This window comes from Paenibacillus sp. FSL H7-0323, from assembly GCF_038002725.1.
Taxonomy (GTDB): domain Bacteria; phylum Bacillota; class Bacilli; order Paenibacillales; family Paenibacillaceae; genus Paenibacillus_AQ; species Paenibacillus_AQ odorifer.
In genome coordinates this window covers 2,814,366-2,831,136 of record NZ_JBBODB010000001.1, presented here as the reverse complement: position 1 = coordinate 2,831,136, position 16,771 = coordinate 2,814,366, and the positions used below count along the sequence as shown (strand labels likewise).

The following is a 16,771-nucleotide window of genomic DNA, read 5'->3' as shown; positions in this document are numbered from 1 at the left end:
TTTATCTTTACATTTGAGGATTATTATGGCATAATGTGCGATTTTGAGGAAATTGCTAAAAAGTTTCAATTTTTAATAAAATAATCCCGGCATGCGTGAACATGCCGGGATTATTAAAAAACTGAATTTTATTCTGACGGTTTTTTCTTTTGTGAAGCAAGATACTTCTTAAGGCGAGGTTCATTGGATTCCGAAACAGTAGTGAACTGCGTACCTTGATTAAAGCATACAATCTTCCGCCCGGGATCATAGCCTTCTATGTTGTTGATATTGACGACATTGCTGCGGTCAAGGCGTTCGAATCCCTTACCCTCATACGCTACGGAAAGATCGGAAAGCGTGGTGGGGAGAATAAATTCGCCTTCTTTCGTATGGACGAATATTGTATTCTTATAATTCGAGAAATACAATATATCTTCCTCTAGAATATCACTAGAGGAACCGTCTTTCTGTAAGACACGCATCTTTTCCCCATCCTTGTTTAATTACTTGCGCAGTTCTTTTGGAATTTCAGGGCTGTAAGCTGCTGGTTTTAGAATTTTTGTAAAAACTTGAGCAGAAGTACCCAGTAGGTTAGAAGCATAACGAGCTAAGGTTTTTTTCATCTGATTGACCTCCTTTGTAATGGGATTATAACTGTAAAGGATTGAACTAAAAATGCCAATCCAATGACAGACGAATGGATCCAAAAATTCAAAGAAACCAGAATTATGGAAATGATCTTTAAACCCAAATACCATTCTTTGGGGATTTGAGCATTAGCATCAGGATTCGGAGCACATAAGATCATTACAAGTAAAGAAAAAAGATTAATCCAAATCAAATGGTTATGTATTAGATAGGTAATATGAGGGATAAGTGAACAGATAAAGATAGATACAATATTGCAGGCTCTTGCGGATTTTAAATGCACACCACCAGATGACATTCTTAGGAGTATGAAGCTGAATAAGGCTAAGAATGTTTCCTTAAGCTGTCCAGTGAGCCCGCCAATGCATAACGAAGTCATAATAATTAATAAAGTATTCATAATAATGCTAAGGGCATAATGCATGATTTCAATAGAATGCGTTTGCTCTGGATTACTTTTCTTAATGAACTCAACAATTTTAAGAGATAAATGATTCATAATTATTTCTGTCCTTTTTGTATGAGAAATATAGATATCCCCATAATAGTATTCCATAGAGAAATGGGATTATGAAAAAGAAACGAGATTCAAAAAAGTAGTTGAGTGAAGTAACGACAATTATTGTAGGAAGATTAAGAGCGAATAATATTTTTTCATTAGTCGTTGGTTTAATTTTTACATCGGGTTTATCAGGTACAAAGTCATATCCAATACGTTTATGACCTACATACATACCAATGAGAATCGCGGTTAATGCTGATAAAACCTGCATTGTAATCATGTTTTTGGTAATCGGATTCAAGATATTTAGAGGCATGATGATTACAGAGTTTAATAGATACATAAGACTGGTCTGAATCACCAAGTATGCTTGATAGGTCATCCCGGTTAATATAGAAGCGTAGAAGGGATGAATCCGGAATAACATCCACATAAAACAAAACATTAGTGCATATTGTGAGAAAATATCTAATGGAAACATCCCATAGTTGATCCTAATTGTATAAGAAGAAAAGCCCATAATAAAACTAGCAAACACCATCTCTTTATGATATAAATCAATTTTGAAGATTTTGAAAGCCAGAAAAAACATTGCATAAGTCTCTAGTATTGAAAATATCATAAAAAGAATAAAATCTAGCATGCCGACACTCCCGATGACTTCTAGTTTAACTAACCCTATTATTGCAAGTATCGTATAAAATGAGCTAAAATACAACAACTACAGTATAATTTTCCTCCTATTTTTTCAAAAAAATTCAAAATGAGAGGGGTTTAGACATGGATCGACGTCCAGAAAGCAGTGAGTATCTCAAAGAATTATCAAAATATGTCGATTTAGTGCCAGCTGAAGGAGACATCATTACTATTTTTAGAGAGCAGACGGATGAGATTTGCACTTTTATTTCGAAACTTACGGAAGAACAAGGGGACTATCGTTACGCTCCGGAGAAATGGAGTATCAAGGAAATGGTCGGACATCTGGCTGATACCGGAAGAATCATGTCCTACCGTTTATTGTGCATCGCCAGAGGGGATACGACTCCACTGCCGGGTTTTGAAGAGAAAGACTATGTACTTACCGCCAATTTCGAAGCGCACACTTTAAAAGCATTGCTGGCCCACTACAAGCTTGTTCGAGAATCGACATTACTCCTAATGGAAACTCTGCCGGAGGAAGCATGGATCCGGAAGGGAATAGTTAACGAGGCTACTCTTTCTGCGAGAGCTCAGGCCTGCATTATGATTGGACATGACCATCATCATTTGAATATTCTTAAAGAAAGATATTTAGTGTAATATCTTCTTAATCAAAAAAGCATTCCAATAGCCTTTATGGCTTTGGGATGCTTTTTATACACGGCTATAGCGGTGGATTCTTGTGACATTTGCGGCATACCGGATAGTAAGCTTCATTGCCACCAATCTGGATTTGCTTGCCGCTATATACGGGCTTGCCGTTTTCTACTCGTAGAGCCATAGTAGCTTTGCGCTCGCAGAACCAGCAGATCGTCTTCATTTCCTCAATTTTATCAGCGTAGATCAGCATATATTTGCTGCCTTCAAATAACTGATTCTGAAAATCATTTTTAAGTCCGAAGGCCATTACCGGAATGCCCAGCTCATCAACGATACGCACTAGCTGGAGAATACATTCCTTGCTTAGAAATTGACATTCATCAATAAGTACACAGTGTGGTTTAGGTTGGTTACTGCTGACGATATTATAAATATCTGTGTTCTCATCGATGGGGATTGCTTGTTTCCGAAGCCCAATACGAGAAGAAATAAAACCAACCTCGTCCCGGTCGTCTATGGATGGAGTGAAAATGAGCACCGATTTCCCCTGCTCTTCATAATTATGTGCAACCTTGAGTATCTCAATAGATTTACCACTGTTCATTGCTCCGTATTTGAAAAACAATTGTGCCACTTCCATCTATCCTTTCGTAAAAAACATTGATTATATCTTAAAAATGCGACCATATTAGAGTATCATATTCGGATCGGATGTATCCAGTGAAAACATTGCGATTGATTGGATGTGGTATGATAAGAGGTAATAAGAGATGGGAAAGGAAGTAATAAGTGTGACTGAAAGATTAGACGAATATAAGGAACGGTTAGCTCTTTTGCAGCAGAATGGAGATTTATCCAGTGACACTGAAAGCTTGCTGGAAGAAATGATGGCGGATTTGGTGGAATTGAATCGGAGTAATAAAGCACTGCGTCGAGCAATACTGAAAACTGGACAGGCTTCCACGATGTCAACTCGGTTAAGGGATGCACTGTACGAATAGAAAAAGAGGGTATGCGAATGGCTTTGATTTTCTCTTTTCTCAAAAAATATAAGGTAGCTGCAATAGCTGCCCTTGTAATGATGCTCATTGAATTGACGGTAGAATTATCACAGCCTTTGATCATTTCCAGAATCATTGACTTGGGGATCCGAGAAAAAGATACCTCTGTAGTATGGCTGTGGGGCAGTGTATTGATCGGCAGCGCGGTAGTTGCGTTTACAGCCGGGGTACTCAGTTCTTTTTTTGCTGCCCATGCAAGTCAGAGCTTTGCGTTCGATCTTAGGGACAAATTGTACGAAAAGGTACAGTCTTTTACGTATGAAGTATTTAATCGTTTTGCTACTTCGTCACTGATTACCCGTCTGACTGGCGATGTATCACAGCTGCAGGATACTATTTTTATGAGCTTGCGCTTTATGACACGGGTGCCACTTGTTGTGGTAGGCAGTGTGATTATGGCGTTAGTTGTTCATGTGAAGCTGGGATTACTGCTGACGGTGGCGTTACCTTTGTTGATTTTTTTCCTCTACTGGATTATGAAAAAAGCTTCCTTATTATTTCGTACGGTCCAGCAGCGTTTAGACGGAGTTAATGGCGTGATTCAGGAGAACCTTACGGGTATTCGCTTGATCCGCGTATTTGTGCGTATGGGGTATGAGATTGAACGTTTCACGGTATTTAGCGGGAATTTGATGAGATCAACAGTGTCTGCCTTGCGTTTGACTGAGACGACGATGCCTTTTGTTATGCTTATTGTGAATGCGGCGATTTTGGCGATTTTATGGTTTGGACGGATAGCCATTTCCAATGGGGAGGCTACTTTGGGTCAGACTGTTGCTGTTATTAATTACTCCTTGCGAACAATTGGGGCGTTATCAGCTATCTCTGGTCTTGTTGTAACATTTTCCCGCGCTCGTGCCTCCTCTCAACGTGTTTCAGAAGTTATGGAAGCGGGAGCTGGAGTTCGTGAAGGCGGGACTTTGCAAGGTGAGCCAATTCAGGGCCACGTTAAATTTGAAGGCGTTTGCTTTAAGTATCCTAATAGTGATATCTCTGTCCTGGAGGACATTCATTTTGAAGTAGCTGCTGGTGAGCGAGTAGCGATTATGGGGGCGACCGGATCAGGAAAATCCTCATTCGTGAGTTTGATTCCGCGCTTGTATGAAGAGACAGACGGCACCATTTGGATTGACGGTGAAAAAAGTGCCGATATCGATATTTCCAGACTGCGGAAATCGATAGGTTATGTGCCTCAGGAATTGCAGCTTTTCAGCGGATCAATTCGCGATAATATTGCATGGGGCAATGAACACGCCACACTGGAACAAATCCAACAAGCAGCGGGAGCTGCACAAATTCACGAGACGGTAAAAGGGTTGCCAGATGGTTATGACACGATGCTTGGTCAACGAGGGGTTAATCTCTCCGGCGGACAAAAGCAGCGGTTAACGATTGCCCGTGCACTTGTTAGAAAACCGGCTATGTTGATCCTTGATGACAGCACCAGTGCCCTTGATGCGGTTACGGAAGGGCTTTTGCTGGAGGCGCTAAAGGATATCTCCTGTACAACCTTTTTGATTACTCAGAAAATCAGTTCAACGGCATCAGCTGATTTGATCCTGTTGCTGGATGAGGGACGATTAATTGGCAAAGGCTCGCATAAGGAGCTTATGGCAAGCTCCGAGCTGTACCGCAAGATTTATGAATCACAGGTAGAGGAGGCGAAGCAGCATGTTCAAAGCATTAATTGAACCTTTTCGTCATCCTAAACCGAATTTTGAACTTGGCGTGGGACGAAGTCTAGGGACAGCATCTGGCGGCAAACCCAAAGCAAAGGCGAAGGATTGGTCAGGGACGCTGATCCGGATCTGGAGTTATCTAGCTGAGCGTAAAGCCAAGCTTATTCTTGTACTGATCATGGTTGTCTTCAGCTCAGCGCTAGCGCTGCTGGGGCCATACATGATTGGCAGAGCGGTGGATAATTATCTGGAAGGTACCGGCGGGCGATCATGGGTTGTTTTTCTGACAAGCCTTGCTTGTGTGTACATTTTTTATTCTCTGACTTCTTGGCTGCAAAACATATGGATGATCGAAATTGCTCAAGAAACTGTATTACGGATGCGTACGGAGCTATTCTCCCATTTACACCGTCTGCCTATTTCCTTTTTTAATCGGAGACAGCAGGGGGAAATTATGAGCCGTCTTACCAATGATATCGAGAACGTCAGCTCTACGTTGAATAGCTCGGCTATTCAGATATTTTCAAGTGTCTTAACCTTGCTAGGAACCGTAGGGGTTATGCTGTGGCTTAGTCCCTTGTTGACGCTGCTCACATTCCTCGTAGTGCCTTTGATGTTGTTAGGCATGCGCTGGATTACACGCCGTACAGGCCCATTATTTAAAGAACGTCAGCGCAATGTAGGGGAGCTTAACGGTTATATTGAGGAGACCTTATCCGGACAACGGATTATCAAGGCTTTTTCACAAGAGGAACGCGTCATCTCTGGTTTTCATGAACGCAACAAGCGAATTATGCTGTCAGGCTACTGGGCGCAGTCCATTTCTGGTTTCATCCCCAAGCTTATGAATGGTCTTAATAATCTCAGCTTCGCCATAGTTGCAGGAATTGGTGGTCTGCTTGCGATCCGTGGGTCGATTACAGTGGGTGTGATCATCGTATTCGTTGAATATACCCGCCAGTTTACTCGTCCGCTTAATGATTTAGCGAATCAGTGGAATACCTTGCTCTCAGCGGTGGCAGGGGCCGAGCGGGTGTTTGAAGTGCTGGACGAAGAGACCGAGGCTAAAGATGAAGGTGCAGCCAAATCACTTGAAACTGTACAGGGTGCGGTGAAGTTTGAAAATGTAGCTTTTTCTTATGATGGAGGTTCTAACACGCTGCAGGATATCAGCTTTGAAGCGAAGCCTGGCGAGATGATCGCTTTAGTTGGACCTACCGGTGCAGGCAAAACAACGCTAATTGGGCTGTTATCCCGTTTCTATGATCCTAATCAGGGGAAAATCACGCTGGATGGCTTAGATATCACTTCGATTCGGCGGGAAAGCTTGAGAAGTCATATGGCCTTTGTATTGCAGGATTCCTTTTTGTTCAAAGGGAGTATCCGCGATAACATCCGATACGGGAGGCTGGATGCGTCCGATGAAGAGGTTGAAGAGGCGGCTAAGCTGGCCAATGCCCATTCTTTTATTATGCGAATGCCCGAAGGTTATGAACGGATGCTCTCGGCGGATGGCAGCGGTATAAGCCAAGGGCAGAAGCAGCTGCTCTCCATTGCGAGAGCGATTCTTGCTAACCCCTCTATGCTTGTGCTTGATGAAGCAACCAGCAGTATTGATACAGTGACCGAGATCAAGATTCAGGAAGGGCTGCAGGCGCTGATGAAAGGGCGAACGAGCTTCGTCATTGCTCATAGACTTGGCACGATACGTGCAGCTGATCGAATTCTTGTGCTTCAGGGCGGCAGATTATTGCAGCATGGCTCTCATGAAGAGCTGCTGAAGCAAGGCGGACTGTACAGCGAGTTGGTACAGGGGCGGCGGAAAGAGGCGCTTGATAAGGCGGGTATTTAAGAAAAAGGCGAGAATTTTCAGGGAGCGCAGATTGCGTCCATGAAGTTCTCGCCTTTATGTTATTTGTGATAGATAACGAGCACCAGATCGGGTGAACTGGGAGGGTTTGAAATATGGGGGAATCTATTGTACAAATTACAATCAGCAGGGTATTAAGGCTTGATTGTGTGCGATTCGAGATTCAGATGATCAGGTGAATAAATGATGAGATGAAAAAGCTGATCCTAAGTTTAGCATAGCCTCTTAAGAGATCGTTTCCTGCGTTCCGGCTTGTTTCGCCTTTTGCTTCTCCTTGAACCTTGGACCTACGTAATTCTTCTTACGGTCCCTAGCCAGAATCCAGCCACCAAGGAAAGTCATGCCAGCTGCGAAGAGCAGCAATCCACCACCGAAATGCAGCCAAGCAAAGTGGGGCACTACAGAATCATCACCATGCATGGATATGTAATCAAAAATATCATCCTTCATCATGAGGAAGCCCTTCATTGCTATTAAGCCCGGAAACACAAGAATAAGGATGGCAATGAAGCGTGAAATTAACAGTTTCATAAGTGTCTCCTACCCCTCTTAGCCCTTTAGATTCACCCATATGATAACGCTTTAGCAAGAAAAAGTCCATTTGCATATGACGTTTATAAGTTTTGTAATAGAGCAAAAAGAGAGTACAATATACTAAGTAAAATGAACTTACGTGTAATGACTGGAGGATACATATCATGACAATTTCATGTGACGTGGCCATACTTGGCGGAGGTACTGGAGGGTATGTGGCGGCTATTCGCGCTGCACAGCTTGGAAAGTCCGTTGTCGTCATCGAAATGGACAAACTGGGAGGAACCTGTCTGCATCGGGGCTGCATTCCTAGTAAATCGCTGCTCCGTAGTGCAGAGGTATATGCTGAAATCAATGAGAGCGAGAGCTATGGCATTGAGACAAGCGGTGTACAGCTGGTATTCCCAAAGGTACAGAAACGCAAAGAAGCTGTAGTTGAGCAACTTCATCAAGGCGTACAATATTTGATGCGCAAAAATAAAATACAAGTTGTCAAAGGTAAAGGGCGCGTAACGGGTCCTTCTATTTTTTCTCCGCGCAGCGGTGCTGTAGCTGTGGAACTGGAAGATGGGGAGATGGAAACAGTAGTTTCCAGCCATCTTATTATCGCTACGGGCTCACGTCCACGAGTATTGCCTGGTCTCGAACCAGACGGGAAAGTGATTCTTAGCAGTGATGAAGCGCTCATGCTCGAAGAGCTGCCATCCTCTATCATCATTGTGGGCGGTGGTGTAATTGGGGTCGAATGGGCTTCAATGCTGGCTGATTTTGGAGTGCAGGTGACTGTGGTTGAAGCGGCAGGTCAGTTACTGCCTCAAGAGGATGAAGAGATAGCTAAGGAACTGCAACGTTTGTTGAAAAAGCGTGGGGTTAAGGTACTGACTGAAACTACAGTGGATGCTGCAACCTGCCAGGTAACGGAGGATGGAATTTCGATCGAAGCCCGTAAGGGAGAGCAAAGTCAAAGCCTAATGGCAGAAAAATTGCTTGTATCCGTAGGCAGAGTGGCCAACATCGAGAATATTGGTCTGGAAAACACAGACATTCGCTTTGACAAAGGGATTATTGCTGTAAATGCTAGTATGCAGACGGCAGAGCCGCATATTTATGCCATTGGCGACTGCATCGGTGGGCTTCAATTGGCTCATGCAGCCAGTCATGAAGGGATAATGGCGGTTAACCATCTATCTGGTGAGAAGCTACATCCTTATCATACACATTTAGTACCACGTTGTGTCTATACTCGGCCTGAGGTAGCAAGTGTGGGCTACACCGAGAAGGAAGCTAAACAGCTTGGACATGATGTAGTGATTGGCAAGTTCCCATTCTCGGCCATTGGTAAGGCAATTGTATATGGCCAGAAGGACGGATTTGTCAAAGTTGTAGCGGATCGTAGCAGTGGAGATATTCTTGGTGTGCAGATGATTGGTCCTCATGTGACGGATCTGATTGGAGAAGCGGCCTTGGCACAGCTACTGGATGCAACACCTTGGGAGATTGGTGAAGCTATACATGCTCACCCTACCCTTTCGGAGATTATCGGAGAAGCAATGTTAGCTGTGGATGGAAGATCTATTGGATTTTAGTTTTTCTTAGCTTTTCTTTTTGGGTAGAAAGGGATTATAATATACTCAAGTCAAGTCTTAGTACCAGGTTTTAAGATCAGGGCACAATTGGTCTTAATTCCTGTAAGACTTCAGGCTTTATGAATAAGGAGGTATCTCTTTATGGAATCCCAAGGTACTGTAGAAACGATTAACAGACATAAGCAGCTTGGACTTAGTGACGGCCAGGTCATCGATATGTACAGATATATGTCGCTCGCTCGTAAATACGATGAGCGCAGTCTGCTGCTTCAGCGCGCTGGCAAGATCAACTTTCATGTCTCCGGTATAGGCCAGGAGGCGGGTCAGGTGGCGGCGGCGTTCGCGCTGGACCGGCAAAATGATTATTTTTTACCTTATTACCGCGATTATGCTTTCGTGCTCTCAGTGGGTATGACTACACGCGAACTTATGTTGTCCGTATTCGCTAAGGCAGAAGATCCAAACAGTGGTGGGCGGCAAATGCCGGGTCACTTTGGCAGTAAACGTCTGCGTATTGTGACAGGGTCAAGCCCTGTAACCACGCAGGTCCCTCATGCGGTTGGCTTTGCTCTGGCGGCCAAAATGCAGAAGAAGAAATTCGTCTCCTTTGTAACCTTCGGTGAAGGTTCCAGCAATCAGGGGGATTTTCATGAAGCTTGTAACTTTGCCGGAGTGAATAAGCTGCCGGTTATTATCATGTGCCAGAACAATCAGTACGCAATCTCTGTTCCTGTTCATAAACAGTTAGGCGGCAAGGTTAGCGACCGTGCACTGGGTTATGGATTTCCTGGTGTGCGTGTAGACGGAAACGATCCGCTTGAGGTTTATCGTGTCGTTAAGGAAGCGCGGGAAAGAGCCCTCGCGGGTGAAGGTCCTACGCTGATTGAAGCGATGATGTACCGTTTGTCTCCACACTCCACCTCAGATAATGATCTGGCTTACCGGACCAAAGAAGAGGTTGATGAGAACTGGAAGAAGGACGGCGTAGCAGGATTCCGTAATTACTTGATCGGTCTGGGATTGTGGAGTGACGAGCAAGAACAAGATCTTGCTGCTGAATGCAATCTTGAGCTTAAAGCGGCTATCGAGTATGCCGATAATGCTCCGTTCCCGAAACCGGAAGACACACTGCTGCATGTATACAGTGATTCCGACCTCAAAGGAGGGGCATAAACCATGGCTATAATGGAATATATCGATGCCATCAGGCTCGCGATGAAGGAAGAAATGGAGCGCGATGATTCCGTGTTCGTGCTTGGTGAGGACGTTGGTCTCAAAGGCGGCGTATTTACCACAACTAAAGGTCTACAGGAACAGTTTGGCGAAGAGCGGGTTATGGATACACCCCTCGCTGAATCAGCGATTGCTGGTGTAGCCATCGGAGCAGCTATGTACGGAATGAAACCAATAGCTGAAATGCAATACTCCGACTTTATGCTTCCGGCGACGAATCAAATTATCAGTGAAGCGGCTAAAATCCGCTATCGTTCAAATAACGATTGGAGTTGCCCGGTTGTCATTCGTGCCCCTATTGGTGGCGGGGTGTTCGGCGGTTTGTATCATTCACAGTGTCCAGAATCGATTTTCTTTGGAACACCTGGATTGAAGATTGTAGCGCCTTACTCCGCTTATGATGCTAAAGGATTGCTGAAGGCAGCCGTACGTGATCCTGATCCGGTGCTTTTCTTTGAGAACAAAAAGTGTTACAAGCTGATCAAGGAAGAAGTGCCGGAAGGGGATTACACCGTTCCAATTGGCGAAGCTAATCTGCTGCGTGAGGGAACGGATATTACGGTGATTGGCTACAGTCTCCCGCTGCATTTTGCTATGCAGGCTGCGGAAGAATTGGAACGCGAGGAAGGAATTACAGCACATATTCTTGATCTGCGTACCTTGCAACCGCTGGATCGTGATGCGATCATAGCTGCTGCCCGTCAGACCGGTAAGGTATTGATTGTGCATGAAGATAATAAAACAGGCGGAATTGGCGGCGAAGTGGCGGCCATTATCGCTGAGCATTGTCTGTTCGAGCTGGATGCACCAATCTTCCGTCTTTGTGGTCCCGATGTTCCGGCGATGCCAATCAGCCCGCCAATGGAGAAGTTTTTCATGCTAAGTAAAGAAAAAGTGAAGGCGGAAATGCTCCGGCTGGCACAATATTAATTTGTTGAGTAGATGCGAAGCTTCCTAAAACTCAGGTGATGCTGACGAAGCTTCGTAAAACTTTAAGAATATGCTTACGAAGCAAGTTTTACTATGTAGTCTTTCTAAGAGTCAATGCTTCGTAAAACTTTTAAGGAGTGAAAAGATGTCTGACAACCAAAAGTTGACTGACGTGATCATGCCGCAGCTGGCGGAATCGCTAGTATCGGCGACGATCGGTAAATGGCTGAAGAAACCGGGCGATCCGGTAGAGCAATACGAACCAATATGTGAGCTTATTACAGATAAAGTAAATGCTGAATTACCTTCAACGATAGATGGAGTTATGGGTGAACTATTGGCGGAAGAAGGCCAGGTTGTCAATGTCGGCGAAGTCATTTGTCGTATAGCCGTGCCTGTGACTGCATCTGCTGCTGCAAACGTGACTAACACTAACACAGTTGCAGCTAATTCCTCTAATAATGCTGCAGGACAAAGTGCGACTTCAACTGCTGGCGATATGATGCGTGCACGCTATTCTCCTGCGGTACAGACTTTGGCTGCTGAACATAACATCGATCTGACCTTAGTTGCTGGTACTGGTATGGGTGGTCGGATTACCCGTAAGGATGTGCTGACTTTCCTCGAAAGCGGCGGAGCTAGATCTGCTGCTTCGATTTCTGCTAGCCAGCCTGCCCCAATGGCGTCACAACCGCCTGCTCCACAGTTCGTTCAAGCCCAAGAGAAGAAGGCAGAAGAGCCACTTCGCCATTCGGGTCTACACTTGAGCGAATCTCCTCGTATTCCAACAATTGAAGTTGAGGGTGGCAGAGGCAGCAGTTCTGAATACCTGATTGATGTAACGCCAATCCGGAATACAATTGCTACAAGAATGCGTCAAAGTGTCTCTGAGATTCCGCATGCTTGGACAATGATTGAGGTAGACGTGACTAATCTGGTCGCACTGCGCAATAAACATAAGGATGAGTTCAAGCGTAAAGAAGGTATCAATCTAACCTATCTGGCTTTCATGATGAAGGCTGTTGTGAGTGCGATTAAGGATTACCCGATTATGAACTCTGTCTGGGCTGTAGACAAAATTATTGTCAAACGTGATATCAATATCTCGTTAGCGGTAGGTACAGAAGATTCGGTTATCACTCCTGTGATTAAGAAGGCTGATCAGAAAAATGTCGCTGGGTTGGCTCGTGAGATTGATGAATTGGCACAAAAAACACGCGAAGGCAAACTGAGCCTGGAAGATTTGCAGGGAGGGACTTTCACTGTAAATAATACAGGCTCGTTTGGCTCCATTCTTTCTTATCCAATCATTAACTATCCACAGGCAGCGATTTTAACATTTGAATCGATTGTAAAAAGACCTGTGGTCATTAACGATATGATAGGTGTGCGATCAATGGCTAATATTTGTCTGTCGCTCGATCATCGGATTCTGGACGGAGTCATTTGTGGTCGTTTCTTGCAACGCGTCAAGGATAACATTGAAGGATATACCCCGGATACGAAACTTTACTAAAATAATAACGAGCCAAACTGTGCAGGCATGAGACTGAAAAAGGGGACCTGACGGTATGAATAATTCGGATATTCGTAAGCTGCAGATTTCATATGACCCTATTATGGAGTATGGGACGGCCTGGGAGCTGCAAAAAGAAAGTGTGCATGCCATTGATTCTGGCGAGCAGCCGGAGAGACTTATTCTTTTGCAGCATCCGCCTACCTATACTATTGGTTCACAAAATCATCCTGAACATCTTCTCTTGGATCAAAAGCAGCTCGAAGAAAAAGGAATCGCGCTGTTTGAAATCGATCGCGGAGGAGATATTACATATCACGGACCCGGTCAGCTTGTAGGTTATCCGATCCTTAAGCTCGGAGAAGATGGCAAAGTGGATTTGCATGGGTACTTGCGCAGTCTGGAGGCTGTTATTATTGATTATTTGGCATCCTACGGTATTGCCGGAGATCGTAAACCGGAGTACACCGGAGTATGGGTTGGCGATGAGAAGATCTGTGCTATAGGTGTGAAGTTTAATAAGAGTAAATTTAGAAGAGGTTTTATTACCAGTCATGGTTTTGCTTTTAACATTTCTGAGGGGATTGCGGCGCGCGGGTTTCAAGGGATTATTCCATGCGGAATCACCGATTTTGGGATAACTTCTCTAGAGGAATGTGCAGGTCGTCGATTTGAGCTTCAAGAGGTGGCTAGAGAGCTGGTTCCATACTTCTTGAAACATTTTCCATATGAAGAGCTGATGGATACTTTCTGTGATATGGCAAAGGCTGATTAAGAACAAACGTGCAGGCCAAATAGCGGCAAGGAGTTCCTAGCCGCTATTATTAATGCTTCCTGAGCAATGTTTAACCTGCAAGGAACGGCTCGATAACCATAAAGAGCGTAGAGGCAATCATGGCAAACAACATGACGTAGATGAAGATCTTGAACCATTTATTACGTTGCATGGGTAACTCCTTTAGATTTAGTTTAAGTTATTAACATGAAGATGGTAATGCCGTACAACCATTGTACCGTATTCACGAAAGAGAGGGAAGTCCAGTGATTTCACAAGACCGATTGATTCAGGAGTTTATGGAACTTGTCCAAGTTGATAGTGAAACAAGAAATGAACGGCAGATTGCCGATGTCCTTAAGAGTAAGTTTAACGAACTGGGTTTAGAAGTGCTCGAAGACGATTCCCAGGAAAGAACCGGACATGGAGCAGGTAATCTATTTATTACCTGGCCAGCTGAGAATGGAGGAGTTGCTCCAAAGCTTCTGTTCACTTGCCATATGGATACGGTTGTTCCCGGACAAAATATCAAGCCTACACTTGGTTCAGATGGATGGATTACAAGTGATGGCACTACGATTCTTGGAGCTGATGACAAAGCAGGGCTTGCGGCATTGTTCGAAGCCATTCGTGTGATCCAAGAGCAAAAGCTTCCGCATGGTCAGATTCAATTCGTGATTACAGCGGGTGAAGAATCTGGATTGCTGGGCGCACGTTCGATGGATCCAAGTAACTTGGACGCTGACTTCGGCTTTGCACTAGATTCCAATGGTGAAGTTGGAGCGATTGCGGTGGCAGCACCGACACAGGCTAAAATCACGATGCAAATCTTTGGAAAATCGGCTCATGCTGGCGTGAACCCAGAGGACGGCATCAGCGCAATTCAAGTCGCTAGCAAAGCGATTGCAGCCATGAAGCTGGGTCGTATTGATAACGAAACCACAGCGAATATTGGAAAGTTCGCTGGCGGCGGCCCAACGAATGTAGTGTGCGATCACGTCCAGCTGGATGCAGAAGCACGCAGTATTGTGCAGGAGAAGGTTGGCGATCAAATCGCTTCGATGCGCGAAGCGCTCGAGACAACTGTGCGGGAATACGGCGCAGAATGCGAATTCCGCAGTGAAATCATCTACCCTGCTTTTAGCTTTAATGAACATGATCCGGTAGTGCAGCTTGCACAGCGGGCCATTACTTCTATGGGGCTTACTCCACGTCTGTTCCACTCTGGCGGAGGTAGTGACGCGAACGTGTTCAACGGTCTAGATGTTCCGACTGTTAACCTTGCAGTGGGTTATGAACATATCCATACTACCAAGGAACGGATTAAAGCCGAAGATATCGTTAAAGTGGCTGAACTCGTTGTGAATATTGTAAAAGAGAGCGTAAAGGGCTAACCACCTTATAAAACAGCAGAGCAGCGATTCTACCGTAACGGAGGATCGCTGCTCTGTATTTTTTTTATGGGGAGTTTAGTGCAGCTATATTTAGGGTAATCCCAAAAAAGTCATGCGACCTCTAATGCCGCTTTTGGCGAGTCTCGAAGTAGAAATTTCCGGAATGCCCGGATGCCACCCCTCTCTTGAGGCGAAAGGACCCAGATGACGCTATAAGCAAAATTATCGCCATTTGAGCAGAGTATCGGACACGAGCGCAGCTATTCCTTAATAAGAGGAGCATATAGTGTGTTTTTCGTGCCGATAGCGTCACTGGGGTCCGATAGCATAGCAAAAGTGGGGAAAAGGTGTGTTTAAGTGCAGCTGTGTCCGATAGCGCGAGTCACACACAGCAAAGAGTCGCATTCGATAACACAGAGACACATTACACAGCGCAGAGTCAGCAACGAGTCACATTCGATAGTACTGAGACACATCACATAGCACAGAGACACAACCGATAGCGCCAAGTCCGCCCCCTCTTTTGAGGCGAAAGGACCCAGATGACGCTAAAAGCAAAATTATCGCCAATTGAGCAGAGTTTCGGACACGAGCGCAGCTATTCCTTAAGAAGAGGAGCATATAGTGTGTTTTTCGTGCCGATAGCGTCACTGGGGTCCGATAGCATAGCAAAAGTGGGGAAAAGGTGTGTTTAAGTGCAGCTGTGTCCGATAGCGCGAGTCACTTCCAATGGGCAGAGAGCGACAGCGCCAAGTCCGCCCCCTCACTTGAGGCGAAAGGACCCAGATGACGCTAAAAGCAAAATTATCGCCAATTGAGCAGAGTATCGGACACGAGCGCAGCTATTCCATAAGAAGAGGAGCATAAAGTGTGTTTTTCGTGCCTATAGCGTCACTGGGGTCCGATAGCATAGCAAAAGTGCGGAAAAGGTGTGTTAAAGGTCAACCGAGTCCGATAGCGCGAGTCACTTCCAATGGGCAGAGAGCGACAGCGCCAAGTCCGCCCCCTCTGTTGAGGCGAAAGGACCCAGATGACGCTAAAAGCAAAATTATCGCCATTTGAGCAGAGTATCGGACACGAGCGCAGCTATTCCATAAGAAGAGGAGCATAAAGTGTGTTTTTCGTGCCGATAGCGTCACTGGGGTCCGATAGCATAGCAAAAGTGCGGAAAAGGTGTGTTAAAGGTCAACCGAGTCCGATAGCGTACAAAGGTAGGCGCAATAGCAACCTAATCAAACAACTTGTGCTAGATATCAGCATCGTGATCGATCAACAAGTTGTGTCTGACGCCAGCATGGTGAGCGATCAACAAGTTGTGTCTGATGCCAGCATCGTAAGCCTATTAGTCGCTTAATCAATCAACCTGTGCCCAATACCTGCAGCGTAAGCACGATAGCCCCCCTAATCGGGGCGACGCAAAAAGACTGGGGTGCCCCAGCAGCCATTTCATGGCTTTTGAGACACCCCTATAGTTGTGTGAACATGTATGGCTAAGTCCCAAAGGAGAGGATGAATTCATCCTGCCTTGGACGGAAGGATTGCGGATTGATCGTGCAGGGAAAGAATGTATGCCAAGGGCATATCGCGCCCATACTGCTGGATCCATCCAGCCAAGATGGCCTTTATTTCCTCCGGCTTACCTACCATCATAACTGCGGATGAGCTTGTACGGCTGAAGATTTCATTCATCTGAAATTCCTTCTTTCCCTTTAAGTTTGCTATAATACACCGTATGCACAATAGAGAAAAAGGAGACCAGAAA

Annotated in this window: 18 protein-coding genes; 10 read left to right on the top strand and 8 right to left on the bottom strand. The window is 45.0% G+C overall.

Annotated elements, in window-relative coordinates; all coding sequences use genetic code 11:
• Nucleotides 1–128: 128 nt before the first annotated feature.
• The 4 genes from MHH89_RS12935 to MHH89_RS12925 are packed head-to-tail and all read right to left on the bottom strand — an operon-like array spanning nt 129 to nt 1,775.
• Nucleotides 129–464: a LytTR family DNA-binding domain-containing protein gene (locus MHH89_RS12935; RefSeq protein ID WP_036676016.1), complete on the bottom strand. Its 336-nt coding sequence runs from the start codon at nt 462–464 to the stop codon at nt 129–131.
• Between the two features lie 21 nt (nt 465–485).
• On the bottom strand, nt 486–605 hold the full coding sequence (locus MHH89_RS12930; protein ID WP_139329854.1) for a cyclic lactone autoinducer peptide: 120 nt from the start codon (nt 603–605) through the stop codon (nt 486–488).
• Nucleotides 602–1,129 carry an accessory gene regulator ArgB-like protein gene (locus MHH89_RS31330; protein ID WP_175617304.1) on the bottom strand — a complete coding sequence of 176 codons (528 nt, stop codon included), beginning with the start codon at nt 1,127–1,129 and terminating at the stop codon, nt 602–604. Before MHH89_RS31330 ends, MHH89_RS12930 begins: the two co-directional genes overlap by 4 nt.
• Complete coding sequence (locus MHH89_RS12925) at nt 1,110–1,775, bottom strand: hypothetical protein (protein WP_139332061.1); 666 nt, start codon at nt 1,773–1,775, stop codon at nt 1,110–1,112. Before MHH89_RS12925 ends, MHH89_RS31330 begins: the two co-directional genes overlap by 20 nt.
• 137 nt (nt 1,776–1,912) lie before the next feature.
• On the opposite strand from MHH89_RS12925, the gene MHH89_RS12920 reads away from it, so the two are divergent.
• Nucleotides 1,913–2,431: a DinB family protein gene (locus tag MHH89_RS12920; protein ID WP_341087253.1), complete on the top strand. Its 519-nt coding sequence runs from the start codon at nt 1,913–1,915 to the stop codon at nt 2,429–2,431.
• A gap of 64 nt (nt 2,432–2,495) precedes the next feature.
• Here the strand turns inward: MHH89_RS12920 and MHH89_RS12915 are convergent, their stop codons facing one another.
• Nucleotides 2,496–3,065: a thymidine kinase gene (locus MHH89_RS12915; RefSeq protein ID WP_036676019.1), complete on the bottom strand. Its 570-nt coding sequence runs from the start codon at nt 3,063–3,065 to the stop codon at nt 2,496–2,498.
• A 136-nt stretch (nt 3,066–3,201) separates the two neighbouring features.
• Between MHH89_RS12915 and MHH89_RS12910 the strand changes: the two genes are divergently transcribed.
• From MHH89_RS12910 to MHH89_RS12900, 3 genes are read left to right on the top strand one after another with little or no spacing between them, the layout of a single operon-like run.
• Nucleotides 3,202–3,432: a hypothetical protein gene (locus tag MHH89_RS12910; protein WP_036676022.1), complete on the top strand. Its 231-nt coding sequence runs from the start codon at nt 3,202–3,204 to the stop codon at nt 3,430–3,432.
• Nucleotides 3,433–3,449: 17 nt separating this feature from the next.
• A complete protein-coding gene (locus MHH89_RS12905) occupies nt 3,450–5,183 on the top strand; it encodes an ABC transporter ATP-binding protein (protein WP_341087251.1) in 1,734 nt (577 codons plus the stop codon).
• Nucleotides 5,164–7,023: an ABC transporter ATP-binding protein gene (locus tag MHH89_RS12900; protein ID WP_341087250.1), complete on the top strand. Its 1,860-nt coding sequence runs from the start codon at nt 5,164–5,166 to the stop codon at nt 7,021–7,023. The genes MHH89_RS12905 and MHH89_RS12900 overlap by 20 nt, the downstream gene beginning before the upstream one ends.
• 243 nt (nt 7,024–7,266) lie before the next feature.
• Here the strand turns inward: MHH89_RS12900 and MHH89_RS12895 are convergent, their stop codons facing one another.
• On the bottom strand, nt 7,267–7,572 hold the full coding sequence (locus tag MHH89_RS12895; protein WP_076129486.1) for a DUF2627 domain-containing protein: 306 nt from the start codon (nt 7,570–7,572) through the stop codon (nt 7,267–7,269).
• A gap of 167 nt (nt 7,573–7,739) precedes the next feature.
• Between MHH89_RS12895 and lpdA the strand changes: the two genes are divergently transcribed.
• The 5 genes from lpdA to lipB all read left to right on the top strand — a co-directional run bounded on the left by lpdA (nt 7,740) and on the right by lipB (nt 13,615).
• Nucleotides 7,740–9,161, top strand: a complete 1,422-nt coding sequence (lpdA, locus tag MHH89_RS12890) for a dihydrolipoyl dehydrogenase (RefSeq protein ID WP_340033364.1) — start codon at nt 7,740–7,742, stop codon at nt 9,159–9,161.
• A gap of 141 nt (nt 9,162–9,302) precedes the next feature.
• Complete coding sequence (locus MHH89_RS12885; RefSeq protein ID WP_036676031.1) at nt 9,303–10,334, top strand: thiamine pyrophosphate-dependent dehydrogenase E1 component subunit alpha; 1,032 nt, start codon at nt 9,303–9,305, stop codon at nt 10,332–10,334.
• Between the two features lie 3 nt (nt 10,335–10,337).
• Nucleotides 10,338–11,324 carry an alpha-ketoacid dehydrogenase subunit beta gene (locus MHH89_RS12880; RefSeq protein WP_036676034.1) on the top strand — a complete coding sequence of 329 codons (987 nt, stop codon included), beginning with the start codon at nt 10,338–10,340 and terminating at the stop codon, nt 11,322–11,324.
• Nucleotides 11,325–11,469: 145 nt separating this feature from the next.
• Entirely contained in the window at nt 11,470–12,840 is a 1,371-nt protein-coding gene (locus tag MHH89_RS12875; protein ID WP_076184130.1) for a dihydrolipoamide acetyltransferase family protein, read from the top strand.
• Nucleotides 12,841–12,895: 55 nt separating this feature from the next.
• Nucleotides 12,896–13,615 carry a lipoyl(octanoyl) transferase LipB gene (lipB, locus tag MHH89_RS12870; RefSeq protein WP_076304001.1) on the top strand — a complete coding sequence of 240 codons (720 nt, stop codon included), beginning with the start codon at nt 12,896–12,898 and terminating at the stop codon, nt 13,613–13,615.
• Between the two features lie 70 nt (nt 13,616–13,685).
• Here the strand turns inward: lipB and prli42 are convergent, their stop codons facing one another.
• On the bottom strand, nt 13,686–13,787 hold the full coding sequence (gene prli42 / locus MHH89_RS12865; RefSeq protein ID WP_094872112.1) for a stressosome-associated protein Prli42: 102 nt from the start codon (nt 13,785–13,787) through the stop codon (nt 13,686–13,688).
• A gap of 94 nt (nt 13,788–13,881) precedes the next feature.
• Between prli42 and MHH89_RS12860 the strand changes: the two genes are divergently transcribed.
• A complete protein-coding gene (locus MHH89_RS12860; protein ID WP_076304002.1) occupies nt 13,882–15,009 on the top strand; it encodes a tripeptidase T in 1,128 nt (375 codons plus the stop codon).
• 1,515 nt (nt 15,010–16,524) lie between these two features.
• Here the strand turns inward: MHH89_RS12860 and MHH89_RS12855 are convergent.
• Nucleotides 16,525–16,698 (bottom strand): hypothetical protein, encoded by a 174-nt coding sequence (locus tag MHH89_RS12855; protein ID WP_162636775.1) that lies wholly within the window; start codon nt 16,696–16,698, stop codon nt 16,525–16,527.
• Between the last annotated feature and the right edge of the window lie 73 nt (nt 16,699–16,771).